Annotated in this window: 19 protein-coding genes and 1 tRNA gene; 14 read left to right on the top strand and 6 right to left on the bottom strand. The window is 68.0% G+C overall.

All coding sequences use genetic code 11. The features are described 5' to 3' along the window. Positions 1-57 precede the first annotated feature (57 nt). Together dprA and E1J61_RS24695 are read right to left on the bottom strand one after the other, a co-directional pair. Positions 58-1,218 carry a DNA-processing protein DprA gene (gene dprA / locus E1J61_RS24700; protein WP_243736962.1) on the bottom strand — a complete coding sequence of 387 codons (1,161 nt, stop codon included), beginning with the start codon at positions 1,216-1,218 and terminating at the stop codon, positions 58-60. A 19-nt stretch (positions 1,219-1,237) separates the two neighbouring features. Further along, positions 1,238-2,407, bottom strand: a complete 1,170-nt coding sequence (locus tag E1J61_RS24695; protein ID WP_133096596.1) for a LysM peptidoglycan-binding domain-containing protein — start codon at positions 2,405-2,407, stop codon at positions 1,238-1,240. 161 nt (positions 2,408-2,568) lie between these two features. On the opposite strand from E1J61_RS24695, the gene def reads away from it, so the two are divergent. The 9 genes from def (at position 2,569) to E1J61_RS24650 (ending at position 11,891) form a co-directional block, all read left to right on the top strand. Beyond that, positions 2,569-3,075 carry a peptide deformylase gene (gene def, locus E1J61_RS24690; RefSeq protein WP_133096595.1) on the top strand — a complete coding sequence of 169 codons (507 nt, stop codon included), beginning with the start codon at positions 2,569-2,571 and terminating at the stop codon, positions 3,073-3,075. A gap of 187 nt (positions 3,076-3,262) precedes the next feature. Then, entirely contained in the window at positions 3,263-4,276 is a 1,014-nt protein-coding gene (gene fmt / locus E1J61_RS24685; protein ID WP_133096594.1) for a methionyl-tRNA formyltransferase, read from the top strand. A gap of 175 nt (positions 4,277-4,451) precedes the next feature. Then, on the top strand, positions 4,452-5,312 hold the full coding sequence (gene htpX / locus E1J61_RS24680; RefSeq protein WP_133096694.1) for a zinc metalloprotease HtpX: 861 nt from the start codon (positions 4,452-4,454) through the stop codon (positions 5,310-5,312). A 191-nt stretch (positions 5,313-5,503) separates the two neighbouring features. Further along, on the top strand, positions 5,504-6,931 hold the full coding sequence (gene rsmB, locus E1J61_RS24675) for a 16S rRNA (cytosine(967)-C(5))-methyltransferase RsmB (protein ID WP_133096593.1): 1,428 nt from the start codon (positions 5,504-5,506) through the stop codon (positions 6,929-6,931). 9 nt (positions 6,932-6,940) lie between these two features. Beyond that, positions 6,941-7,816 carry a DUF4390 domain-containing protein gene (locus E1J61_RS24670; protein ID WP_133096592.1) on the top strand — a complete coding sequence of 292 codons (876 nt, stop codon included), beginning with the start codon at positions 6,941-6,943 and terminating at the stop codon, positions 7,814-7,816. Next, positions 7,813-10,251 carry a PAS domain-containing sensor histidine kinase gene (locus tag E1J61_RS24665; protein ID WP_133096591.1) on the top strand — a complete coding sequence of 813 codons (2,439 nt, stop codon included), beginning with the start codon at positions 7,813-7,815 and terminating at the stop codon, positions 10,249-10,251. Before E1J61_RS24670 ends, E1J61_RS24665 begins: the two co-directional genes overlap by 4 nt. 54 nt (positions 10,252-10,305) lie before the next feature. Then, a complete protein-coding gene (locus tag E1J61_RS24660) occupies positions 10,306-11,016 on the top strand; it encodes a response regulator (protein ID WP_133096590.1) in 711 nt (236 codons plus the stop codon). A gap of 60 nt (positions 11,017-11,076) precedes the next feature. Continuing rightward, a tRNA-Phe gene (locus E1J61_RS24655) sits at positions 11,077-11,152 on the top strand. A gap of 274 nt (positions 11,153-11,426) precedes the next feature. Beyond that, on the top strand, positions 11,427-11,891 hold the full coding sequence (locus E1J61_RS24650) for a hypothetical protein (RefSeq protein WP_133096589.1): 465 nt from the start codon (positions 11,427-11,429) through the stop codon (positions 11,889-11,891). Between the two features lie 31 nt (positions 11,892-11,922). On the opposite strand, the gene E1J61_RS24645 is transcribed toward E1J61_RS24650, so the two are convergent. Continuing rightward, complete coding sequence (locus E1J61_RS24645) at positions 11,923-13,704, bottom strand: diguanylate cyclase (protein WP_133096588.1); 1,782 nt, start codon at positions 13,702-13,704, stop codon at positions 11,923-11,925. Positions 13,705-14,068: 364 nt separating this feature from the next. Here E1J61_RS24645 and E1J61_RS24640 point away from each other — a divergent pair, with 364 nt between their 5' ends. Beyond that, positions 14,069-14,836, top strand: a complete 768-nt coding sequence (locus tag E1J61_RS24640) for an MIP/aquaporin family protein (protein ID WP_243736961.1) — start codon at positions 14,069-14,071, stop codon at positions 14,834-14,836. On the opposite strand, the gene E1J61_RS24635 is transcribed toward E1J61_RS24640, so the two are convergent. Then, on the bottom strand, positions 14,820-16,514 hold the full coding sequence (locus tag E1J61_RS24635; protein WP_133096693.1) for a carbohydrate porin: 1,695 nt from the start codon (positions 16,512-16,514) through the stop codon (positions 14,820-14,822). The two genes, E1J61_RS24640 and E1J61_RS24635, sit on opposite strands and share 17 nt — an antisense overlap. Positions 16,515-17,050: 536 nt before the next feature. Here E1J61_RS24635 and E1J61_RS24630 point away from each other — a divergent pair. From E1J61_RS24630 to dinB, 3 genes are all read left to right on the top strand, one after another. Further along, positions 17,051-18,187 (top strand): TRAP transporter substrate-binding protein, encoded by a 1,137-nt coding sequence (locus tag E1J61_RS24630; protein WP_133096587.1) that lies wholly within the window; start codon positions 17,051-17,053, stop codon positions 18,185-18,187. Positions 18,188-18,306: 119 nt separating this feature from the next. Continuing rightward, positions 18,307-19,209 (top strand): EamA family transporter RarD, encoded by a 903-nt coding sequence (gene rarD / locus E1J61_RS24625; protein WP_133096586.1) that lies wholly within the window; start codon positions 18,307-18,309, stop codon positions 19,207-19,209. 48 nt (positions 19,210-19,257) lie between these two features. Next, entirely contained in the window at positions 19,258-20,337 is a 1,080-nt protein-coding gene (gene dinB, locus E1J61_RS24620; RefSeq protein ID WP_133096585.1) for a DNA polymerase IV, read from the top strand. Positions 20,338-20,412: 75 nt separating this feature from the next. Here dinB and E1J61_RS24615 read toward each other — a convergent pair whose 3' ends face one another. Both E1J61_RS24615 and E1J61_RS24610 read right to left on the bottom strand, forming a co-directional pair. Next, positions 20,413-21,408 (bottom strand): DUF2272 domain-containing protein, encoded by a 996-nt coding sequence (locus tag E1J61_RS24615; protein ID WP_133096584.1) that lies wholly within the window; start codon positions 21,406-21,408, stop codon positions 20,413-20,415. A 250-nt stretch (positions 21,409-21,658) separates the two neighbouring features. Beyond that, entirely contained in the window at positions 21,659-21,937 is a 279-nt protein-coding gene (locus E1J61_RS24610) for an HU family DNA-binding protein (RefSeq protein ID WP_012354324.1), read from the bottom strand. Positions 21,938-22,965: 1,028 nt separating this feature from the next. Here E1J61_RS24610 and E1J61_RS24605 point away from each other — a divergent pair. Beyond that, entirely contained in the window at positions 22,966-23,469 is a 504-nt protein-coding gene (locus E1J61_RS24605) for an SET domain-containing protein (RefSeq protein ID WP_133096583.1), read from the top strand. Positions 23,470-23,481: the final 12 nt, after the last annotated feature.

Below are 23,481 nucleotides of genomic sequence, written 5' to 3'. Positions count from 1 at the left end.
CCGGCGATTGTATCGGTATCGGGGGCCATGCCCCCTTGCTGTGGCAAAACGCCTGGTTCAGCCGAGGCGCCGGAACAGGTTTCCCGGTAGACGTTCGGCCATGCCGGCCAGTTCCAGCTCCAGCAGGCGCGCCGCGACCGTCTCCGGGGGCTGGCCGCTGCGCTCGCACAGCGCGTCCAGCGTAACCGGATCGTAGCCGAGTGCCGGCAACAGGGTATCAGCCGGTTCTGAAAGCCGGGCCTTGCCGGTGACATCGTGGTCCGGAGCCGCAACGACCGGGACCGGGGGTGGGGCGGGGGCGCCAAGTTCGTCGAGCACGTCCGCTACCGATTCCACCAGCTTCGCCCCCTGGCCGATCAGCAGGTGGCAGCCGCGCGACAGCGGCGCGTGGATCGAACCGGGAATCGCGAACACCTCGCGCCCGAGGTCCGCCGCCAGCCGCGCCGTGATCAGCGAACCCGAGCGCGCTGCCGCCTCGACCACCAGCACGCCGCGCGCAAGCGCTGCGATGATGCGGTTGCGCCGCGGGAAGTTGGCCGCCAGCCCGCGCATGCCGAGCGGGAACTCGGTGACGATGGCGCCGCGCTGCGCCACCTCGCGGGCCAATGAAAGGTTCTCCGCGGGATAGACGCGGTCGGCCCCGGTGCCGATCACCGCCACCGTGCCGCCGCAGCCGCGCAGGCCGCCCGCATGGGCGGCCGCGTCGATGCCCTGCGCCAGGCCCGAAACCACCGTCAGCCCCGACTCGGACAAGCCCTGCCCGAACGTCAGCGCGTCGCGCGTGCCCTGCGCGGTGGCCGAGCGCGCGCCGACGATGGCCACCGCGGGGCGGGCCAGCATCGCGGGATCGCCCTGGATATATAGCAGCGGCGGCGGATCGGCCAGGTCGAACAGGCGTCGGGGATAGGCGTCGTCGGCGAGCGTAACGAGGTGGTTGCCGGGCGTGTCGAGCCAGCGCAGCGTCCGGCCGGCCAGCGCCGACACCGCGGCGCCGGGGGCAGCCAGCACGGCGCGCGCCAGCCTGGCCGGTACCACCGCCGACAGCGCCGCCACGCTTTGCGCCAGCACCTGCTGCGGCAGCCCGAATGCCGCCATCAGGCGCCGCATCGCCACAGGGCCGACGCCGGGTGCGTTGGCCAGCCGCAGCCACGCGAGCACGTCAGGCGGCTCGCGCGTGCTGTCCTGCCGGATCTCGCCGGCCAGGGGCAATGCCTTCACGCCATCCCCCAAGGCCGGTTCAGCGCGGCGAGGTGGCGCGGTCGCCGACCGCGATCACGTTGGAGGCGTCGGTCACCAGCGCGTACGCCACGCCGGGGAACACGCGGAAGACAAAGGCGAGCCCGTAACGCTCGTCGGGCAGGCGGATGCTGCGGTTCTGGTCGGTCCGGTCGTGTACGGTCTCGCCGGTGCGCGACAGCGCCAGCACTTGCCCGGGCTCGAGCCCGGCCTTGCTGCCGACGTTGAGCACCACCACCTGCTTGGCGCCGCCGAATTCGACGCCGCCATAGACCTTGGCAACGCGGCCGTCGACCTCGACATCGGGCGCGTGCGGCACGTAGCGCACCGCTTCGCGCGCCGGCTGCGGCATCAGCATCGTGCCCACGCCCATCTCTTGCTGGGCCTGCGTGACCTGCAGCGTGGACACCGCGTCGGGGCCCTGCGCGCCGCGCGCCAGCCGGACGTTGCCCTCGTACTCGGCCTCATAGCCAAGCACGGCGTTGGTGACCGGATCGCGCACCGGCGTGACCGGCCGGTAGGCCTGCCAGTCGCTGCCGGCCGGCGCATCGGGCGCAATGCCGCGCGCGTAGGCGCTGTCGTCGCGGCCCAGGTACACGCGCGATTCGGGCACCGCGACGATCCGTGCTGAGGTTGCAAGCGTGCCTTCGTCGACCACCAGCGGCCGGATCAGGAACGGCTCGATATCGCTGGCGGAAATGCTGAGGATGGCGGCACCGTCCGCATCGCCGCCGCGCACGCGAGGTGACAGTTGCACAGTCCCGTTGCCCGCGGGGGTGGTCGACAGCCAGGCGCGGCCGTCGCGCTGGATCAGGTACAGGATCTGGCCGGGGTAAATAAGGTGCGGGTTGCGGATCTGCTGCTGGTTCATCCCCCACAACTCGGGCCAGCGCCACGGCTGGCGCAGGTATCGGCCCGAAATGCCCCACAGCGTATCGCCGTTGCGCACGGTGTACTGCGAGGGCGCATTGGGGGCGAGATCGGCGATCGGGATGCCCTGGCGGGCAGTGCGCTGGGCCTCGGCCTGCTGCGCCGCCGTGACCGTCAGGTCGGCGGCCCTGGCGGGCAGTGTTGCCGCGGCAGTGATGCCGGCGGCACTCAGCAATGTGAGGGTGAACGCGTGCAGCCTGCGGCCCGACGCCGCCTGGTGTTCTTTGGTAAGATCGCGCATTTTCCTGAACCGGCCGGTGGTTCGGCCGGATTGACCCTGGAGAGCGTGCCTGCTTCGGCGCGCCTTGATTTTTTGTACTGGCGCCCCGATTCTGCATGTAAAGTCCCGACGCCGCAACGCGGCCGGGCCGCTCGCTCAAGCGGGCGTTGCGCCCTAGCATCATGGCAAAACTCGACATCCTGACCTACCCCGATCCCCGTCTGCACACCGTCGCGAAACCTGTCGCGGCCGTGGACGACCGTATTCGCCAGCTGGTGAAGGACATGGCCGAGACCATGTACGAAGCGCCGGGCATCGGCCTGGCCGCGACGCAGGTGAACGTCCACGAGCAGGTGGTGGTGATCGACGTTTCCGAAACGCGCGACCAGCTCCAGGTCTTTATCAATCCGGAAGTCGTCTGGGCCAGCGACAAGCGCAAGGTGTGGGAAGAGGGCTGCCTGTCGGTGCCCGAGATCTATGACCGCGTCGAGCGCCCCGACCGCGTGCGCGTGCGCGCGCTCAACGAGAAGGGCGAGACCTTCGAGCTGGACGCCGACGACCTGCTGGCCGTATGTATCCAGCATGAGATCGACCACCTGCGCGGCAAGGTCTTCGTCGAGTACCTGTCGCCGCTGAAGCTGAACCGCATCAAGAGCAAGCTGCAGAAGCGCGAACGCACGCGCATGTAAGTCGCGCGCGGCATCCGCGAGAAGCGCGCGAAGATGTAACAGCACGGCGGAATCCGCCGCCTGCGCTCGACACGCGCGCGGGGTCTGCTATCTTTATGACTTCCGAAGAACAAACGTACCGGCCGCGATAGCGGCCGGTTGCGCTTTCAGCCCGCGCTTTCAGCCAGTATTCACCTCGGAACCTGCCATGTCCCAAGCCAAGCCCCTGCGTGTCGCCTTTGCCGGCACGCCCGAGTTCGCGCGCGTCGCGCTTGAAGCCATCCACGCCGCCGGCTTTCCCGTGGTGGCCGTGCTGACGCAGCCGGACCGGCCCGCGGGCCGCGGCATGCAGCTGCAGGCAAGCCCGGTCAAGCAGTACGCGGTGGCCAACGGGCTCGGCCCGGTGCTGCAGCCCCGTTCGCTGCGCCGGCAAGGCAAGTATCCGGAAGAGGCCGCGGCGGCCGTGGACACGCTGGCGGAACTCGCCCCCGACGTGATGGTGGTCGCCGCCTACGGCCTGATCCTGCCGGCCGAGGTGCTGGAGTTGCCGCGCCTGGGCTGCCTCAACATCCATGGCTCGCTGCTGCCGCGCTGGCGCGGCGCGGCGCCGATCCACCGCGCCATCGAGGCCGGCGATGCCGAGACCGGCATCACGCTGATGCAGATGGACGAGGGCCTGGACACCGGCGACATGCTCACGCGCGAGGCCGTGCCGATCGGCGCCGACGACACCACCGGCACGCTGCACGACAAGCTGGCCGCGCTGGGCGCGCGCATGACCGTCGCCGCGCTGCAGGAACTGGCCGCTGGCCGCGCGCTGGCTGCGACGAAGCAGCCCGAAGCCGGCGTCACCTACGCCGAGAAGATCGCCAAGGACGAGGCGCCGCTGGACCTGCGCCGCCCGGCCACGGCGCTGGCCAGCCAGGTACGCGCCTTCAACCCGTTCCCCGGCGCCACCGTGCAGGTCGGCGATACCGTCATCAAGTGCTGGCAGGCAATGCCGCTGGCCGCGGCCAGCAGCCTGCCGCACCCGCCCGGGACGGTGCTGGCGGCCGATGCCGGCGGCATCATCATCGCCTGCGGCGACGGCAGCGCCCTGCAGGTGACCGAGCTGCAGAAGCCGGGCGGGCGCCGCCAGCCGGCGCAGCAGTTCCTGCAGGCCATGCCGGTGCCGCCGGGCACGCGCTGCGTGGTCCCCGGCAATGGCGCGGCGCAGGCATAATCAGTCAAGCCGGCGCGGCAAGCACTTCGTGTGCGTCATGCGCCATGGTGCGGCGGCTGGTCCCCGCAAGCAGTTGAATTTTCTGGTGTTGGCCCCTATCTAACGGTCATCGCACCGGCATGTTTTGCAACGTCTTGCAGCAGCCGGCGCGGTCCACTACATGGAGATCACCGCAATGTTCAACTGGGTCAAGACCTTCATGCTGATGGCGGCCATCACGGCGCTGTTCATCGTCATCGGCGGCATGATCGGCGGACGCAGCGGCATGATGATGGCGCTGCTGCTCGCGCTCGGCATGAACTTCTTCTCCTACTGGTTCTCGGACAAGATGGTCCTGCGCATGTACAACGCGCAGGAAGTCGACGCCAGTACCGCGCCGCAGTTCTACGGCATGGTGCAGGAGCTGGCGCAGCGCGCCAACCTGCCGATGCCGCGCGTCTACCTGATCAATGAAGACGCGCCGAACGCCTTCGCCACCGGCCGCAACCCGGAACACGCCGCGGTGGCCGCGACCACCGGCATCCTGCGCGTACTGTCCGAGCGCGAGCTGCGCGGCGTGATGGCGCATGAGCTGGCGCACGTGCGCCATCGCGACATCCTGACCTCGACCATTGCCGCGACCATGGCCGGTGCCATTTCCGCGCTGGCCAACATGGCGATGTTCTTCGGCGGCCGCGACGAGAACGGCAACCGCACCAATCCCATCGCCAGCATTGCGGTGGCAATCCTGGCGCCGCTGGCGGCCTCGCTGATCCAGATGGCGATCTCGCGCGCGCGCGAATTTGAAGCCGACCGCGGCGGCGCCGAGATCTGCGGCGACCCGCAGGCGCTGGCCAGCGCGCTCGACAAAATCCACCGCTATGCGCAGGGCATCCCGTTCCAGGCGGCCGAGGAGCACCCGGCCACGGCGCAGATGATGATCATGAACCCGCTCTCGGGCGGCGCCATCGCCAACCTGTTCTCGACCCACCCGGCGACCGAGGAACGCATCTCGCGCCTGATGCAGATGGCGCAGACCGGGACCTATCCCGCCTGATCGGGCGGGAGTTCGCGGGGTCCCCGGGGAGCCCGCCGGGGAGCCAATGTGGCTCAATTCCGGAGCGCGGCTCCCACACAAGGTAAACTGCCCGCTGGTTTAAACATGGACCAGCGGGCATTTTTCTTGCCCTCGCCCGGCTGCCCACCGATTCACGACTTACCTGCCGCCTCACCCGCTGCCTGACCGATATGCGCCTGCCTCCCGATTCGCTTGCCTTCCAGATGCTTGGCGCCGCCGCCGCGGTACGCGCCGTCAGCGAAGGCACCGCCTTGCCGCAGGCGATCGAAGACGCCGCCGCGCAGCTGCGCCTGGACCGCGTGCGCGATGCCGCCACGCGCGGCGCGCTGCAGGACATCGCTTACCGCACCATGCGCCAGTTCGGCACCGCGCGTGCGCTGGTGACGAAGCTGGTCACGCGCCCGCCCGGCGCGCAGGTGGACTCGCTGCTGGCGGTGGCGCTTGCGCTGCTGCTCGAGCAGGCACCGGGCCAGCGGCAGGACAAAGACAGCCAGGACGCGGCACAGGGCGCGACGCCGGGCACCCCGGGCCGCGCCGGCTACAGCACCTTCACGGTGGTCGATCAGGCGGTCAGCGCGGCCGCGTCGGAACCCAAGACTGCGCACGCCCGCGGCCTGGTCAACGCGGTACTGCGCCGTTTCCTGCGCGAGCGCAAGGCGCTGCTGGCCGAGGTCAACCGCGACGAACAGGCGCGCTGGAACCTGCCGCCGTGGTGGCTGCGCATGCTGCGCGAGGCGTACCCGGAGCAGTGGACCGATCTCGCCGCGAGCGTCAACGTGCGCCCGCCGATGACGCTGCGCGTCAACACCGCGCGGGTCAGCGTGAAGCAATACCAGACCGACCTGGCCAATGCCGGTCTCGCCGGCACCGTGGTCGGCCCGCAGGCCGTGCGCCTGGTGCGCGCGGTGCCGGTGACGCAATTGCCGGGCTTCGCCGAAGGCACGGTGTCGGTGCAGGACGCCGGCGCGCAACTGGCCGCGCCGCTGCTCGAGGTGGCCGACGGCATGCGCGTGCTCGATGCCTGCGCCGCGCCCGGCGGCAAGACCGGCCACCTGCTGGAGCTTGCCGACATCGACGTGACCGCGGTGGAAAGCGACCCGCAGCGCGCCACGCGCATCAACGAGAACCTCGCGCGCCTCGGCACGCAGGCCCGCATCGTGGTGGGCGATGCCAGCCGGCCCGCCGACTGGTGGGACGGCCAGCCCTTCGACCGCATCCTGGCCGACGTGCCGTGCTCGGCCTCCGGCATCGTGCGGCGCCATCCCGATATCCGCTGGCTGCGCCGTGAGACCGATATCGCCAAGCTGATCACCGAGCAGCGCCGCATCGTGTCGCAGCTGTGGCCGCTGCTCAAGCCGGGCGGCATCCTGGTCTACGTCACGTGTTCTATTTTCCCAACGGAAGGCGAGGAGCAGGCGCGCTGGTTTGGTGCACAACTGGCAGATGCGATACGATTGCAGGCGCCGGGGCAGCTGCTGCCCGGCACCCGTACGACAACCCACTCGGCCGGCGAACAAGGTGAAAAGGACCCTGGCCACGCCAGCCTGCCATCGGATCACGATGGCTTTTTCTACGCCCGCTTCCAGAAACGCGCCTGATCTGATCCGATGCCGAGCACGCCGCGCCCATCAGACTGCCGCGTTACCGTGGATTTCGCCGCGGGAATGACGCAACTGCGGACGCAACTGCGGGCGTGCATGCGTGTGCTGATGCTCGCGCTGGCTCTGCTGCTGTGGCTGCCGCCTGCCGCCCAGGCGCAGGTGATCGAGGCTACCGAGGCCCGCATCGAATACCAGGACGGTGGCTTCGAACTGGCTGCGAGCTTCGAGTTCGACCTGCCGCCCGCGCTGGAAGACGCGCTGCACAAGGGCATATCGCTATATTTCGTGGTCGATTTCGAGCTGACGCGGCCGCGCTGGTACTGGTTCGACGACAAGCCGGTCAACACCAGCCGCAGCGTGCGCTTGTCCTACCAGCCGCTGACGCGGCAATACCGCATTTCCACCGGCGGCCTGCAGCTGCCGTTCTCGCGGCTGAAGAGCGCGCTGCAGTTTGTCCAGCGGGTACGCGGCTGGCGCGTGTTCGAGCGCAACGCGGTCAAGCCCGGCGAGAGCTATCACGCGCAGGTGCGCATGCGGCTGGACCTGTCGCAACTGCCCAAGCCGTTCCAGATCAATGCGGTCAATACGCGCGACTGGAACCTGGCTTCGGACTGGCGGCGCTTTATCTACACCGTGCCGACGGACCTGAACGCGATCCCGACGCCGGTGCCGGTGCCCGCGGTTCCGGCGCCGCCGCCGCTGCCCGCTTCACCTGCCGCACCCATGCCCATGCCCATGCCCATGCCGGCGCCCGCGTCTGCGCCGGGCGCACCCGCCGCCGCGGCGGAGCCGCGCAACACCGTGTTCGTGCAGGCGGTATCGAGCGCGCTGTCGCCCGCGCTGCTGGCGCAGCCGGCGCTGTCCGCCTCAAGCCAGCCATGAACACTTCGCTGTGGGACAGCCGTTTCCGGCGCGTGCTGTATCGCGTCGTGGCAGGCATCATCGTGTTCCTGGCGCTGGTGCTGGTCGGCCTGCTGGCCGGGGCATCGGCCAATACCGAATTCTTCGATCGCTATTTCACGCTGCTGTTCAAGGTGAACCTGGTGATCGGCGCGCTGCTGGTGGTGATCGTCGGCGCGCTCGCGGTGACGCTGTGGCTGCGCTACCGCCGCGGCAAGTTCGGCACGCGGCTGATGACCAAGCTCGCGGTGTTCTTCGGCGTGGTGGGCGTGCTGCCGGGCGTGCTGATCTACCTGGTGTCGCTGCAGTTCGTTTCGCGCAGCATCGAGTCCTGGTTCGACGTGCGCGTGGAAACCGCGCTCGAAGCCGGCCTCAACCTGGGCCGCTCCACCATCGACAGCGCGCTGGCCGACCTGCAGGGCAAGGCGCGGCTGATGGCCGAGCAGCTCTCCGGTTCGTCGGGCGTGTCCACGTCGCTGCAGCTGAGCCGGCTGCGCGAGCAATACGGCGTGCAGGAGGCGGCAATCTTCACCGGCAGCGGCCGCGTGCTGGCCACCGCATCGAGCAACTACGCCGCGCTGGTGCCCGACCTGCCTTCGGGCGTGCTGGCGGAGCAGGCGCGGCTGGCGGGCGGCTACGCCGCGGTCGAAGGCGGCACCGATCCGACGCAGGACAGCCAGGGCGCCGAGCGCGTCGAAGGCACCCCCCTGTACCGGCTGCGCGTGATCATCCCGCTGGGCGCGGCGCCGACCACCGCGCAGGAGCAGGTGGCCGCGAGCACGCCGCGCGCGACACCGCGCCCGCGCTGGGCCGGGTCGGGCCTGTCGGTGGAGCGCCGTCCCGAGGAAGCGCCGTCGAGCGGCTTCGGCCTGGTCGGCGAGACCGTGCGCGAGGAGCGTTACCTGCAGGTGCTGCACCCCGTGCCGGCCGTGCTCGCGCGCAATGCCGACGAGGTGCAGCGTGCCTACCAGGAGTACCAGGAGAAAGCGCTGGGCCGCACCGGCCTGCGCAAGATGTATATCGGGACGCTGACGCTGACGCTGTTCCTCGCGGTCTTTATCGCGGTGATGCTGGCCCTGCTGCTCGGCGGCCAGCTGGCGCGGCCGCTGCTGATGCTGCTGCAGGGGACCAAGGAAGTGGCCGAGGGCGACCTGTCGCCCAAGCGCGAGCTGAAGAGCCGCGACGAACTCGGCATGCTGACCCAGCAGTTCAACCAGATGACGCGGCAGCTGGCCGAGGCGCGCCTGGCGGTGGAAGAAAACCGCGCGGCGCTGGAGCAGTCAAAGGCCTACCTGGAAAGCGTGCTGCAGAACCTGACCGCGGGCGTGCTGGTATTCGACCGGCGCTTCGTGCTGATCACCGCCAACCCCGGCGCCGAGCGCATCTTCCGCCAGCCGTTCGGCGCCGTGCTGGGACTGCCGGTGGAGCAGATCCCGGGGATGGGCCCGTTCGGCGAGATCGTGCGCCAGGCGTTCTCCGACCAGAACACCAGCGAGGTGCTGGGCGGCGCCGAGCATTGGCAGAAGCAGATCGAGCTGCCGCAGGGCCACGGCGGCGGCATGGACGAACAACCGCTGACGCTGCTGGTGCGCGGCGCGCGGCTGCCCGGCGGCGAGCGCGACGAGCCCGGCTACGTCATCGTCTTCGACGATATTTCCGATGTGATTTCCGCTCAACGCTCGGTGGCCTGGGGCGAAGTGGCCCGTCGCCTCGCGCACGAGATCAAGAACCCGCTGACGCCGATCCAGCTGTCGGCCGAGCGGCTGCAGATGAAGCTCTCGCCCAAGCTGGAAGGCACCGACGTCGACGTGCTCAAGCGCGGCGCGGCCACGATCGTCAGCCAGGTGGCGGCGATGAAGCGCATGGTCGACGATTTCCGCGACTACGCGCGCACGCCGCCCGCGGTGCTGCAATCGCTGCAGCTCAACAGCCTGGTGTCAGAGGTGCTGCATCTGTATGGCATCGACGATCCCGCGCTGCACGAGCATCCGGTGATCCATCCGGCGCTGGGCGCTGCGCTGCCCGAGATCAAGGGCGACCCTACGCAACTGCGGCAGGTCATCCACAACCTGCTGCAGAACGCGCAGGATGCGGCCGCCGAGAACGTGGCGGCGGGTAGGGCGGCGCCCCATATCACTCTGAACACCGAGACTGTAGAATACAAAGATTCTGCCGGCGAAAACCGGCAGGCCGTCAAGCTCACCGTTGCGGACAATGGCCCCGGCTTTGCACCACGGATCCTGAGCCGCGCGTTCGAGCCCTACGTGACCACCAAAGCCAAGGGCACGGGTCTCGGGCTTGCGATGGTAAAGAAGATCATTGACGAACACGGTGCGCGCATCGAGCTGCGCAATCGCCTGGAAGGTGCGGAGGTCGTCGGTGCACAGATCTCGATCCTGTTCGTTAAACTGGCATAGTCAACTTTTGGCGATCCGGTCCCGGAACGCTGCGGTGGGGTTAAGAGGGGAAGTATGGCAACCATCCTCGTAGTCGATGACGAAATGGGAATCCGGGAGCTGCTCTCGGAGATCCTCAGCGACGAAGGCCACGTGGTCGAACTCGCGGAGAACGCGCAGCAGGCGCGCGAATACCGCGCGGGCGGCACACCTGACCTTGTGCTGCTCGATATCTGGATGCCCGATACCGATGGCGTCAGCCTGCTCAAGGAATGGTCCGCGCAGGGCCAGCTGAGCATGCCCGTCATCATGATGTCGGGCCATGCCACCATCGACACCGCGGTCGAGGCCACCAAGATCGGCGCGCTGAATTTCCTGGAAAAACCGATCGCGCTGCAGAAGCTGCTGTCCGCGGTGGAGCAGGGCCTGGCACGCGGCATCGAACGCCCGCGCAGCGCTCCCGCCACCACCGCCGCGCCGGCAAGCGCTCCTTCGGCCGAATCCGCCAGCGCCACCGCCGCACCGGAAGCCGCAGCCGAGACCACCGCCAATGGCAGCCCTGCGCGCGTGCCCGAGGCCGAGATGCAGTTCTCCTTCGACATGCCGTTGCGTGAAGCGCGTGACCTGTTCGAGCGCGCCTACTTCGAGTACCACCTGCTGCGCGAACACGGCAGCATGACTCGCGTGGCCGAGAAGACCGGGCTGGAGCGTACCCACCTGTACCGCAAGCTCAAGCAGCTCGGCGTCGAACTGGGCCGCAACAAGCCTGAACCGGCCGAGCAGTGAGCCAGTGACGCAGATGTCGCTTGACGGCGTCAAAGACAACGGTTATAGTCTCACTTCTTTGGCCCGGTAGCTCAGTCGGTAGAGCAGAGGATTGAAAATCCTTGTGTCGGCGGTTCGATTCCGTCCCAGGCCACCAGAATAAAAAAGCCCGGCTCTTGCAGCCGGGCTTTTTGCTTTTGGAAAACGGTGTCGGTCATGGTCCGGCCCGCTGGCATCAAGGCAAATGTCTTGGCCTGCCACGCAACACCCAATCCAGATGTAAATATCTTCTACTTGGCACCCGTTATAGGTATCTCTAGGATTGCCTGATGCCCTGCCACCTGGCAGCGCGTCGCGCGCCGGCGAAACCGCTCTCGGCTACAGAACAATGCGGTACCCGGCGCAGGGAAGTCCTTTCTACCGGGGGTCAGATGGATACGTTGATCGGGACGGGCGGCGAGCGCGGCCTGTGGAAGAGCACCATGGCCGCGGCGAGCCAGGCGCTGGGCGCGGCCGGCAAGGTCCAGCAGGCGGTGACGCAGACGCTGAAACTGCAGCGCAAGATCCGCGAGTTGCGCGACGCCTTGCACCAGGCCGAGGCGGAACGCGACGTCTATCGCGAACTCCATGCCCGCACCGTCGACGAACTGCACCAGGCGGTGGACCGCAGTCCGGCCGAGATGCGGCGGCTGCGAGCCGTGGCCGAGGCCATGCAGGTGCGCCATCGCGCCTACAAGCTGCTGGTGCAGCACTACATGCGACTGGGTACGCCGATCGATCCGGCGGTCTTCGCCGAGCAGCGCAGCCGCGTGCAGCAGCACATCCTGTTCCAGCGCCGCAAGGGCATCCCGGTGTCGGAGATCGGCGTCGACGATATCGCGTTCCTGCTGCGCTGAGGCGAACCGGGGTGCAAACACAGGTGCGAACTCAGGTCGAGCGCTCCGATATATCCGCTTCGCCCGCATGCAGCCCGTCGTCGCTGACGACGCGGTTGCGCCCGTGCGTCTTGGCATCGTAGAGGCGCCGGTCGGCGATCGCTAGCAGCGCGTCCAGCGCGAGCGGGGCGTCGGCCGGCGATTCGGCCACGCCGATCGAGATCGTGAAGCGGATTACGCGCTCGGGGCCCGAGGTTCCCGCGTCTGCGGCATGGAGCACGGGATCGGACTCGGGCTCGGCTTCCGGCTCGGCCGCCACCGCACAGCCGGCGATCGCCTCGCGCAGGCGCTCCGCGATCCGCACCGCATCGGCCAGGCCGGTCTGCGGCAACATCACGGCGAACTCTTCGCCGCCAAGGCGCGCGGGCAGGTCGAACCCGCGCAGCGTGCCGTGCAGGGCCTGCGCCAGCGCGCCCAGCACGCGGTCGCCGCTGGCGTGGCCCCAGCGGTCGTTGACCTTCTTGAAGAAATCGATATCGATCAGCAGCACCGACAGCGCGGTACCGCCGCGTTGCTGGCGCCTGGCCTCACGCCCGAAGCTGGCGCGGAAATGCCTGCGGTTGGCCAGGCCGGTGAGCGGGTCCTGCTGCGCCAGTTCCTGCAGCTTCTCGCCCAGCGCAAGGTAGTGATCGAACAGCTGCGTGACCACGCGCATCGTGACCCACAGCAGCAGCGGCAACAGCAGCCAGACGATCAGCAGGGGTCCGCTCAATCGGCTGAACATCGCCAGTGCCAGCGAAGACAGCGGCAGCACGTCGACCACCAGCCACGGGCTTTGCCCCGCGCGCTGGAAGAACAGCAGGTCGCCGTTGTGGCCGAGCATGCCGGAGCCCCGCGCGAACAACTCCGCCACGCCATGCCCGGACCAGTCTCCGGCTATGGCCTCGGGCCACTTCCGCAGGTCGGTGAACCCGCTGCCGGATGACGACACCACGTCGCCGTGCACATTGACCATGTAGTGCACCGTGCCCGGCTCGCTGGCGGCACCCAGCAGCTCGTGCAGGCGCTGCTGCGCGACGTCGACGGCGATCACGCCGCGGAACTGGCTGCCGGCATAGACCGGGATGCTGATCGTCGTCAGCACGCGCGAACCCTCGAATTCGGTATAGAGCGGCGCCCAATGGATTGACCGGGTCGGGTTCCGCGCCGGCATGTGGCCGCGATAGTAGTCCATGCTGTCGAATCGCTGCATCAGCCGGACGGCCTTGGCAGGATCCTGCGGCGGATAGATAGCGAAGAAGCCATTGGACGAGATGAACAGCGCATTGCCCTGGATCAGGTCGCCGCGCAGCCCCGGCCCGAGCAGCTGGCTCAGCGTGCGGCCGACCATCAGGTCGGCCTTCAGGTCGGCATCGCGGCGGGCAAAGCCTTGCAGGCCGGCAAGGCTGCGGGGACCGACGCCGATCAGTGGCGCATCGCCACGCTGCAGGGGCAATTGCCAGGCATCGTCATTGCGGGCGGCATAGGCGCGCTCGATATCGGCATCGGCCGTGCCGACATTGGCGTACAGGGCGAACAGATACTCGGAGAAGTCGCGCAGGAAAAACAGGCGGCGGCGTTCGGCGGACAGGATTGCGTCGACGCCCAGCGCGCGCAGCACCAGCGCATGCTGGCGCTCGCCGATGACGCGCTCGCGCACCAGGTACAGCTCGCGCGCGGCGACCACCAGCGTGACCAGGAACACCGCGCCGAAGCAAGCCAGCACGACCCGTTGCGGGCGCATGACGGCAAGGCGGGGCAGCCAGCGCGGCTGCGGCAGCAAACGTCGCCACATGGGGCGGGCTCCTGTCGGTGCGGTCAGGGGTCGGGCCTGGCCTGCCGGCGGGCAGGCGCGCGATATCGATGTGCTGGCCGTGCAGACTGGCTTAGTGTAGACGAGAGCCAGCCCGCGGTGTCGATTCGATACCCGGCGTCAGCACACAACAAAGCCACCGCGCATTGACGCTCGGAGGCGCCGGCGGAACACTGTCGCGTCCGCGCGGGACCTGGCATCGCGCACGGAAAATCCCCCGCTGAATGCCACCGTATGAGGCGTCGTCTCAGGCGACGTTGCCGATCTTGCCGCTGCAAATTCCCCCCGTCTGTCCCGCACTCGTGGCCACTACCTTGCGCTTGCGCGCCGGCATGGGGGCGCAGCGATGAGTACGCGCGCCCGCCGCCTGGTGGCAGAGGGACTGGGCACCGCGCTGCTGGTGGCGATCGTGATCGGCTCGGGCATCCGTGCCGAGCGACTTGCCGCCGGCGATACCGCGCTGGCGCTGCTGGCCAATTCGCTGGCCACCGGCGCCGGGCTGGTGGCGCTGCTGGTCTCGCTGGGGCCGGTGTCGGGCGGGCACTTCAACCCGGTGGTGAGCCTGTCCGCGCTGGTGCAAGGCACGCTCACGCCGCGCGATGCGCTGCGCTACGTGGCGGTGCAGCTGGCCGGCGCCGTGTGCGGCGTGCTGGCCGCGCATGCGATGTTCGGCGAACCGGCGGTGGCGTGGTCGGGCCAGGCGCGTACCGGTTCGTCGATGTGGTGGAGCGAATGCGTGGCGACCTTCGGGCTGGTCGGCGTGGGCATCGGCACGCTGCGCAGCCGGCCGCAGCTGGTGCCGTTCGTGGTGGCGGGCTATATCACGGCGGGTTACTGGTTCACGTCGTCGACGTCGTTCGCGAACCCGGCGCTGACCATTGCCTGCGCATTGACCGATACCTTCACCGGGATCCGGCCGGTCGATGTGCCGGGCTTCGTGCTGGCGCAGCTCGGCGGCGGCCTGGCGGCGACGCTGGTGTTCCACTGGCTGTGCCGCAAGCCGGCGGCTGCGGAGGACACGGCGCATGCGTCAAACCCGGCCCAGGCCGAAAGCGCGACCACCGCCGCTTCCACGCGGCGCAACTGGCAGACTGGCGCTACCAGCGCCGATTGAGCTGCACGCCGAAGATCGAACCGCTGGCCTGCGACGCCCATGCGTCGGCCGGCGCGGTATAGCCGATGCCGTCCACGTCGCTGGCGCGGCTGTAGGTATAGAACGCGCGCAGGTTGGCGTTGCCCGCCGACTTGCCCAGCGTCAGCGTGGGCGCCACCGTCAGCGCGGTGCGCTGGCCGCTGACGCCGAAGCCCGACGAAATCTGGTCGTGCGATACCTCGAAGTTCAGCCGGAACTGGTCGCTCGCCACATAGGCGGGGCGTACGCGCGTGGTGGTCCACTGCAGCGTGCCGACCGGCGATCGATCGAACTGCAGGCTCTGTTCCACCGCGCCGCCCAGACCCGAGCGGCCCCTCCATTCGATCGATTCCGCCACGCGCATGCGCGACAGCGACGGCCCCATGCCGGTGTAGCCGGTCATGGCACTGCGCGAGCCTGAGCCAAACTGCATGCCCAGGCGATTGGTGCCGTACAGCACGCCTTTCTGCTCGTGCAGCGCCGACGCCCACCATGCGCCGCCGGTGTCCTGCACCATCGGCTGGGCTTCGACGCGGGTGAAGCCGAGTTGCACCGAGCCCTTGTCGTTGGTCGGGATGGGCGCGGTGCGCAGCGAGTGGTAGCTCGGCAGGTTCTGGCCGTTCTGGTCCGCGCGCGCGGTGTACTGGTAGTTCAGGCCGATGTCGCCGATCACCCTGGCGTTGTCGATGCCGAAGCGCATCGCCGTGGAATTGGGCGGCAGCAGGCCGGACGACATCAGGAACGGCGCATTGTCGCGCCGGCCCGCCCACATGGTGGCGCCGTCCAGCACAGCCAGGCCGCTGACGGCGGTATAGAACTGCGGCACCAGCGCGTAGGGATCGATCGCGGCGGGGCGGCCGTTGACAGTGGTGGCGTCGGTGCCGCGCGCCTGGGCGATCAGCATCACCTGCGGTCCGCCATCGACATCGAGCACCGACTCGCGGATTTTCACTTCGCCGGCGCTGCGGCAGGCCAGGCCGCTGCCGATGCCGGTCGACAGCGCGCCGCCCGGGCAGGCGCGCATGGTCGCCGGGCGGTCTTCGACGGCGGCGCGGCCGCTGTAGCCCAGGCGCCACACCGAGTCGCCCGCAGGATCGTCGGCGGGAAGTTGCGAGCGCAACACAGGCGGCGCCTCGGCAGGCGCTTGCGCCGTGGTGGTGGCATCGCCAGCAGCCTCCGCCGGAGCCTCGGCCCTGGCCGGGGGCGGCGCGGCAGGCGGATCGGCCTGGAACTCACCCAGACGCGGCGGGAACAGCACTAGCGGCGGCGGTGCCGGCGCCGGCGGCTCCGGCGGTCCTACGAAAGCCGGATCCGCGGCGCCGGTGGCGGCAACGGTCGCGGGGGCGCTGCCTTCGGACGGCGCGGCCGCCGCTGCAGGCGCCACAACCGGGACGGTCCCGCTGGGAGCCGTGGACGCATCGCCCGCGATCAGCGCCGCCAGCGGGTCGTCCTGGCCCGCGGTGGCTGCCGGCGCGGTCGCGGCTTGCGCGACAGGCGCTGCAGGCGCGGCCAGCACCACCGGCGGCACCGCCGGCCGCTGCGCAATGCGCGGAGGCTGCGTGCCGTCGTCAGGGGCGACAGCCAACGGGGCGATAGTCTGCGCACACGCCGCCAACCCCCAGGCTGCCAGCACGGCAAAGCCGATGCGGCGCAGGGGCAAGCCGCCCAGGCCGGCGGCAGCGCGCAGGCAGGAGGGTTCGGCGGCAAGCCGGCAGGAGGAGGTCAGCAAGGCGGAGGGCACGACGACAACAAGGCGAAACGACGATTCCAGCGGGCTGAGCACGCGGCTGGATCGAACAAAACCCGCCGAAGGCGGGGACTGTTTTTTATCAGCCGGTCCATTTGACCGCAAGCCGGGTTACAAAATCCCTCACAGTGTTGCCCGTCTCACAATGCGAAAATCACACGCTTCCTGTCGCAATCGACTAGCGAAAACCCGCATTGGCACGATGCTCCGTGCCGAAAGGGCCACCGCTATAATCGGCTGGCTTGTCTTTCGGGTAAGACAGCCCTCGCCGTGCGACGCAAGTCCCGGCCATGCAGGGCACGCCGCCGTGCCCGTTCGCAACAGGCACAGCGTGCGCAGGCCGCCTATCGACACGATCGCCGGCGGCATGTGCGTCACGGTCCCGCGCCCGGCACCAAGCGAGCCGCGCGCTTGCAACCGAACCAAAATCTATAAGAGGAGAAGTAGAGATGGAACGTCGTTCCTTTCTGTTGAAGGCGTCGGCCGTAGCCGCCACCGGGGCACTGGCCGCGTGCGGCAAGGGCGAAGAGAAGGCAGCGCCTGCCGCCGCCAGCGGTCCGGCAGCACCGGCCGTGGTCGGCAGCAACCCGGCCGTGGAATGGCGCCTGGCCTCGAGCTTCCCCAAGTCGCTCGACACCATTTTCGGCGCCGCCGAGCTGCTGTCGGCGCGCGTGAAGGAACTGACCGACGGCAAGTTCAACATCAAGGTGTTCGCGGCGGGCGAGATCGTGCCGGGCCTGCAGGTGCTGGACTCGGTACAGAACAACACCGTGCAGATCGGCCACACGGCCGGCTACTACTACTTCGGGAAGAACCCGACGCTGTGCTTTGACACCACCGTGCCGTTCGGCCTGACCGCGCGCCAGCAGAACGCCTGGATGCTGCAAGGCAACGGCATGAAGCTGATGCGCGAGTTCTTCAAGGAATACAACGTCGTCAACTTCCTGGGCGGCAACACCAACGCGCAGATGGGCGGCTGGTTCCGCAAGGAAATCAAGACCGTGGCCGACCTGCAGGGCCTGAAGTACCGCATCGCCGGTTTCGCCGGCGTGGTGCTGTCGCGCCTGGGCGTGGTGCCGCAGCAGATCGCCGGCGGCGACATCTACCCGGCGCTGGAAAAGGGCACCATCGACGCGGCCGAATGGGTGGGTCCGTACGATGACGAGAAGCTGGGCTTCTACAAGGTGGCACCGTACTACTACTACCCGGGCTGGTGGGAAGGCAGCGCGCAGCTGTCGTTCTACGCCTCGGCCAGCGAGTTCGAGAAGCTGCCGGCGCTGTACAAGCGCGCACTGGAAACGGCGACCATCGAGGCCCACACCACCATGATGGCCAAGTACGACACGGTCAACCCGCAGGCACTGGCGCGCCTGCTGGAAAACGGCGTCAAGCTGCGCCCGTTCTCCAAGGAAATCATGGAAGCCTGCTTCAAGGCGACGCAGGAAGCCTACGCCGACGAAACCGCCAAGAACCCGTCGTTCAAGAAGATCTACGACGACTGGCGCGTGTTCCGCAACAACGAGGCAGCGTGGTTCAACGTGGCCGAGCAGGCCTACTCGCAGTTCAGCTTCGCGCGCAAGCTCTAAGCACGTTCCGGCCGATGCCGGGCACAAACCCCATGCCTGTCTGCGGGCATGGGGTTTTTTATTGCCCGGCGAGCTTTTCCCGGTGCCGGTAGAATCGCCGGCATCGACCGGAATTCCCTATGCAAATCGGCATCCTTTACGCGCTCCTGGCTTATGTCATCTGGGGGCTGCTCCCGCTCTATATCAAGTCGCTGCCCGGCATTGCGCCGACGGAGATCCTGCTGCACCGGATGGTGTGGTCGCTGGTGTTCCTGGGGCTGGTGCTGGCCTGGCGGCGCCAGTGGGCCTGGCTCGGCCAGTTGAAGGACCGGCGCCTGCTGCTGTCGTTCGGCGCCAGCGCGGCGCTGCTGTGCGCCAACTGGTTCCTCTATATCTGGGCGGTGTCGGCCAACCGCGTGGTCGATGCCAGCCTGGGCTACTTCATCAATCCGCTGTTCAGCGTGCTGCTAGGCGTGGTGTTCCTGCACGAGCGGCTGCGCGCGGTGCAATGGCTGTCGATCGCGGTGGCAGCGGCCGGGGTGGCGTGGCTGACGGTGGCGGCGGGCCAGTTGCCCTGGATCGCACTCGGGCTGGCGGCCAGTTTTGGCGGCTACGGGCTGTTGCGCAAGACGGGGGCGCTGGGCGCGCTCGAAGGATTGTCGCTGGAGACGCTGCTGCTGTTTCCTTTTGCCGCGGCGATGCTGGCCTACCTCTTCACCACGGGGCAGGATGGCTTCACCCACGCAGCGCCTGGTACGCAATTTCTGCTGCTGATGGCCGGGCCAGTGACGGCGGTGCCGCTGCTGTTCTTCGCCGCCGGCGCGCGGCGCATCCCGCTGTCGCTGCTGGGCCTGCTGCAATACACCGGGCCGACGCTGCAGCTGCTGCTGGGCGTGTGGCTGTGGCATGAACCGTTTCCCGCGCAGAAGCAGGTCGGCTACGCGCTGATCTGGATTTCGCTGGCGCTGTATGCGGTGGAAGGGCTGTGGGTGAACAGCCGGCAAAAGGCGGCATCCATCCAGGCGACTAATGAATCGATTTGATTCAGCGAAGCGTTTATTCTTCATGTAGATAAACCTGGTGCCCCGGCCATGTCCGCGCCGCCTGATGCCACGCCCCCGGTCCAGCGCAAGATCATCCATTGCGACTGCGATTGCTTCTACGCCTCAGTCGAGATGCGCGACGACCCGTCGCTGCGCGGCCGGCCGATGGCCGTGGGCGGCTCGCCCGACCGGCGCGGGGTGATCGCCACCTGCAACTACGAAGCGCGTGCCTTCGGCGTGCGCTCGGCCATGGCGTCGGCGCAGGCGGTCAAGCTTTGCCCCGATCTGCTGATCCTGCGTCCGGCCATGGACAAATATCGCGAGGTATCGCGCCAGATTTTTGCGATCTACCGCGAATACACCGAGCTGGTTGAACCGCTGTCGCTGGACGAGGCCTATCTCGACGTCAGCCTCTGCACGCGCCATGCCGGCAGCGCCACCCGCATCGCCGAAGAAATCCGACAGCGCGTGTGCGAGCAGGTCGGCGTGACCGTTTCGGCCGGCGTGGGCCCGAGCAAATTCGTTGCCAAGATCGCTAGCGACTGGAACAAGCCCGACGGGCTGTTCGTGGTCCGCCCGGCGGCGGTCAATGCCTTCGTCGCCGCGCTGCCGGTCGAACGCATCCACGGGGTCGGCAAGGTCACCGCGGCCAAGCTGCGGCGGCTGGGCGCGCAGACCTGCGGCGACCTGCGGCCGTGGTCGCCGGACCGGCTGCACCGCGAATTCGGCGCGTTCGGGACGCGGCTCTACAAGCTGTGCCGCGGCGAGGACGAGCGCGAGGTGACGCCCGAGCGGGAGCGCAAGTCGATCAGCGTGGAAGAGACCTATGCCGACGACCTGCCCGACCTGCAGGCATGCCTGGTCGAACTGGAGCCGCTGATCGCCATGCTCGAGGCACGCATTGCCCGCGCGCAGGCGCACGGCACCATCGACAAGCTGACGGTCAAGCTGCGCTTTTCGGACTTCCGCCAGACCACGGTGGAATGCCGCGGCCATGCGCCCGACCGCACGGTCTACGCGCGCCTGCTGGCAGAGGGCCACGCCCGGCGCGGGCTGCCGGTGCGGTTGCTGGGGGTTGGGGTGGCGACCAGCGACCGGGATCGGTCGCAGCTCGAACTGTTCGAGTAAAGCCAATTATTCGAGCGAATAATCAATGGGTGGATTTTTACCGCTGATCGATTATTCGTATTGATGATGCTCTGCCTATTGCAGGTTGTTCCGCATCACCAGCACCCAGGGCATGTGCGAATTGGTCACGCCATCGATCCGCCCCGAATCGCCCAGCTCGATTTCCTCCATCGATACCGATTGCTGGACATTGCCGCCGATGGCACGCACCACCCGCGCCGCGGGATCGACGGCCACCACGATGTCGCAATGCATCGGGGTGGTGCCGAAGCCGATCTCGGCCACATCCTCGAGGTAGCGGTCGCGTCCCCGCCCGGAACAGACGATGTCGCCCGGGCGGGGCATGGCCGGAACGGGTTCGATGCGGAAGGCGGGATGGGCAAGGATGCCGTCGCGCGCATCGACTACATACATCGAATGTGACTGGCCGGTCAGGAACTGCTGCTCGTCCAGCCCGGCCTTGCGCAACACCCACGAGATAAACACCGCCGACCAGGCCCAGGCGCCTTGCGTGACCTGCCGGCAACTGGGGGTTTCGCCGACGATGCCCCAGTAGCGCCGGGCCAGCGTGCAGCCCAGCGGCGTGGCCTCCATGCCGGTGCCGTCCGGGAACGTCATGCAATCGGCGCGAGGCCACTTGATGTTGTTGCTGTCGGTGTCGGCGCTGGTGCCGCTGGCGGGCGCGCCGGTATCGGCCTTGTCCTCGGGTTGCACCTCCGGCGGTTCAGGCAGGGCCGGGGGCAGTTCGGGAGCCGGCGCCGGGCTGTAGGTGACGCAGGCGCTGTCGTCGCGGCCAAGGCGCACCACCTGCCCGCCCCAGCGCGACCACTCCTGCGTGGCGATCTCGACGATGCGCTCGCGCGGCGTGGCGCCGGGCGTCGTGACCGGCCGCTCGTTGTCGGCCAGCGGCCGTGCCTGCGGACGCGCGGGTTCGCTGACCGTGGTGCAGGCGCTCAGCAGCGCCAGCGCCGCGGCGGCGCAAATTGCTTGTGGAGAAACCTGTGGAATCCGCTGTGGAAAGCGCTGTGCATAACGCTGTGGAGATCTGCGGCGCAATGGACGGGCGAACATGGAAGCCCCACATGGCTCGGCGCCCCGTCCGGCCCTGCATCGGCCTTGGCTGGACGCCTGTTGGAAGTCCTGGCGCGCAACCGCTTCGGCAATGGCTTCAGCGCTGCGGCGGATACTGCAGAAAACGTCGATCCCTGCTGTGGATAACGTCCCCCGCCTGGCGCTCGCCTGCGCCCTGGCCGAAGCTTGCGGCCGGCGGCGGCATGGCGGGGTCAAACAAACACGGGCCGTGCAGTGCAGCCCGTCAGGCTCACTGGTTGACAGCGTCCTTGAACTTCTGGCCGGCCTTGAACTTCACGGTCTTGGCGGCTTCCACCTTGATTTCTTCGCCGGTGCGCGGGTTGCGCGCCATGCGCTCGCCACGCTCGCCCTTGCTGAACGTGCCAAAGCCGATGAGGCTCAGCGTATCGCCCTTGGCCACGGCGTCCATGATGGCCGACAGGGTCACGTTCAGTGCCTGTTCTGCCTTGGCCTTGGTGAGACCGTCCACACCGGCTGCGATAGCGTCGATCAGTTCGGTTTTCGTCATGCTTCACTCCGTATCGAGTTGATAAAACACAGGCGCCCGGTCGGCGGTAGCAAGGCTGCCACCGGACCGGCAAAAGACGCCGCGGGCCACATCATACCGTGTCGGACAAGGCGCACCGCGAACAGATTGTTACCTGCAGGATTGCGCCAGGCCGCCTCAGGCCGTGGCTGGCGGCAAATCGACCTGCTGGCAGACCTGGTTGCGGGCGCTGCCGTTGCGGTGCAAACGCCGCGCGACGAGCGCATGGACGGCCACATGACGCTGCACAGGCAGGCGGCCAGCCCGCCACGTTACAAGATGTCCCACGAGCCGTTCAAAGGCCATAGAGGGCCGCAGAGGCGTTTACGGGCCTTCTGCGACCGGGGATGGACCTCAGGGAGCCTCCGGCACGTATACGCGCCTGTATTCGCCCTAAAAGCCCCACAGTCCGACTGCACTATGTTGCATACAGATCCAGGCAAGGCTACCTGCCTAGCAAGACGGTATTCGGCTTGTGCATGCCTGGATCCGGCGTGTTCAGACTTGCGTATACGGCAACCTCTGCGGGCACCGGTATACGCCGGGCTCTTGCCGCTGCCCTGGTTCCGCCTTTCGGTTTACATCTTTCTTTCATGTATACAGATAGTGGTAGTAGGTAAACGGCGCCTCCGGCTGTGGAAAACTATGTAAACGTCTTTGCCGTCAACGGTTTACGTAAACGAGAAGTGGTTGCATCCATTGTTGGTCGCAGTGGATGAACCGGCCTTATGGATGAGGTCTTGCGGTATACGCCTCCGACTTATGCCCGAGGCATCCCCATGCGGGCCCCAGGCAGCCCACATCGAATCCGCGTGCTTTTCCACAGAAGGAGGCGGGGTTATCCACATGCGCGAGGTTTGCGTGACCGGCCGTAACCAGGCCGTATACCTGCCAGGGCGAGCGGTCGAGCCGTTAACCAGGGGTCACGTATACGTGTCGCAGCCACGCCGGTATCATGCCGATCGCGCCGGAACGGCCGGCACAGGCAGGCGACACGCATGGAAAGGCAAATGGCGGACAAGGCAAAGCAAAAGGCAGCGGGCAAGAAGACCGCGAGCGACCGGATCGAGGTGCGCCAGTCGGGCGTGCACGGCAAGGGCGTATACGCGATCGCCCCCATCGCCGAAGGCGAGCGCGTGATCGAGTACAAGGGCGAGCACATCTCGTGGAAGAAGGCGCTGGAGCGCCACCCGCACGATCCCAGCGATCCCAACCACACTTTCTACTTCAGCCTGGACGACGGCAGCGTCATCGACGCCAAGTTCGGCGGCAACCGCGCGCGCTGGATCAACCACGCCTGCGAACCGAACTGCGAGGCGCGCGAGAAGAAGGGACGCGTCTTTATCCACGCGCTGCGCGATATCGCCCAGGGCGAAGAGCTGTTCTATGACTACGGGCTGGTGATCGAGGCGCGCTATACGGCCAAGCTGAAGAAGGAATTCGAGTGCCGTTGCGGCAGCCCGCAATGCCGCGGCACCATGCTGGCGCCGAAGGACAAGAAAAAGAAGAAGTAAGGCCGAAGGCGC

The organism is Cupriavidus sp. L7L (assembly GCF_004353535.1).
Lineage (GTDB): Bacteria > Pseudomonadota > Gammaproteobacteria > Burkholderiales > Burkholderiaceae > Cupriavidus > Cupriavidus oxalaticus_A.
This window is presented reverse-complemented; position numbering and strand designations above follow the sequence as displayed.

Excerpts from the sequence above, each read along its gene's own strand:
- E1J61_RS24695 (WP_133096596.1), bottom strand. The coding sequence starts at position 2,407 with ATGCGCGATCTTACCAAAGAACACCAGGCGGCGTCGGGCCGCAGGCTG.
- def (WP_133096595.1), top strand. The coding sequence starts at position 2,569 with ATGGCAAAACTCGACATCCTGACCTACCCCGATCCCCGTCTGCACACC.
- fmt (WP_133096594.1), top strand. The coding sequence starts at position 3,263 with ATGTCCCAAGCCAAGCCCCTGCGTGTCGCCTTTGCCGGCACGCCCGAG.
- htpX (WP_133096694.1), top strand. The coding sequence starts at position 4,452 with ATGTTCAACTGGGTCAAGACCTTCATGCTGATGGCGGCCATCACGGCG.
- rsmB (WP_133096593.1), top strand. The coding sequence starts at position 5,504 with ATGCGCCTGCCTCCCGATTCGCTTGCCTTCCAGATGCTTGGCGCCGCC.
- E1J61_RS24670 (WP_133096592.1), top strand. The coding sequence starts at position 6,941 with ATGCCGAGCACGCCGCGCCCATCAGACTGCCGCGTTACCGTGGATTTC.
- E1J61_RS24665 (WP_133096591.1), top strand. The coding sequence starts at position 7,813 with ATGAACACTTCGCTGTGGGACAGCCGTTTCCGGCGCGTGCTGTATCGC.
- E1J61_RS24660 (WP_133096590.1), top strand. The coding sequence starts at position 10,306 with ATGGCAACCATCCTCGTAGTCGATGACGAAATGGGAATCCGGGAGCTG.
- E1J61_RS24650 (WP_133096589.1), top strand. The coding sequence starts at position 11,427 with ATGGATACGTTGATCGGGACGGGCGGCGAGCGCGGCCTGTGGAAGAGC.
- E1J61_RS24645 (WP_133096588.1), bottom strand. The coding sequence starts at position 13,704 with ATGTGGCGACGTTTGCTGCCGCAGCCGCGCTGGCTGCCCCGCCTTGCC.
- E1J61_RS24640 (WP_243736961.1), top strand. The coding sequence starts at position 14,069 with ATGAGTACGCGCGCCCGCCGCCTGGTGGCAGAGGGACTGGGCACCGCG.
- E1J61_RS24630 (WP_133096587.1), top strand. The coding sequence starts at position 17,051 with ATGGAACGTCGTTCCTTTCTGTTGAAGGCGTCGGCCGTAGCCGCCACC.
- rarD (WP_133096586.1), top strand. The coding sequence starts at position 18,307 with ATGCAAATCGGCATCCTTTACGCGCTCCTGGCTTATGTCATCTGGGGG.
- dinB (WP_133096585.1), top strand. The coding sequence starts at position 19,258 with ATGTCCGCGCCGCCTGATGCCACGCCCCCGGTCCAGCGCAAGATCATC.
- E1J61_RS24615 (WP_133096584.1), bottom strand. The coding sequence starts at position 21,408 with ATGTTCGCCCGTCCATTGCGCCGCAGATCTCCACAGCGTTATGCACAG.
- E1J61_RS24610 (WP_012354324.1), bottom strand. The coding sequence starts at position 21,937 with ATGACGAAAACCGAACTGATCGACGCTATCGCAGCCGGTGTGGACGGT.
- E1J61_RS24605 (WP_133096583.1), top strand. The coding sequence starts at position 22,966 with ATGGCGGACAAGGCAAAGCAAAAGGCAGCGGGCAAGAAGACCGCGAGC.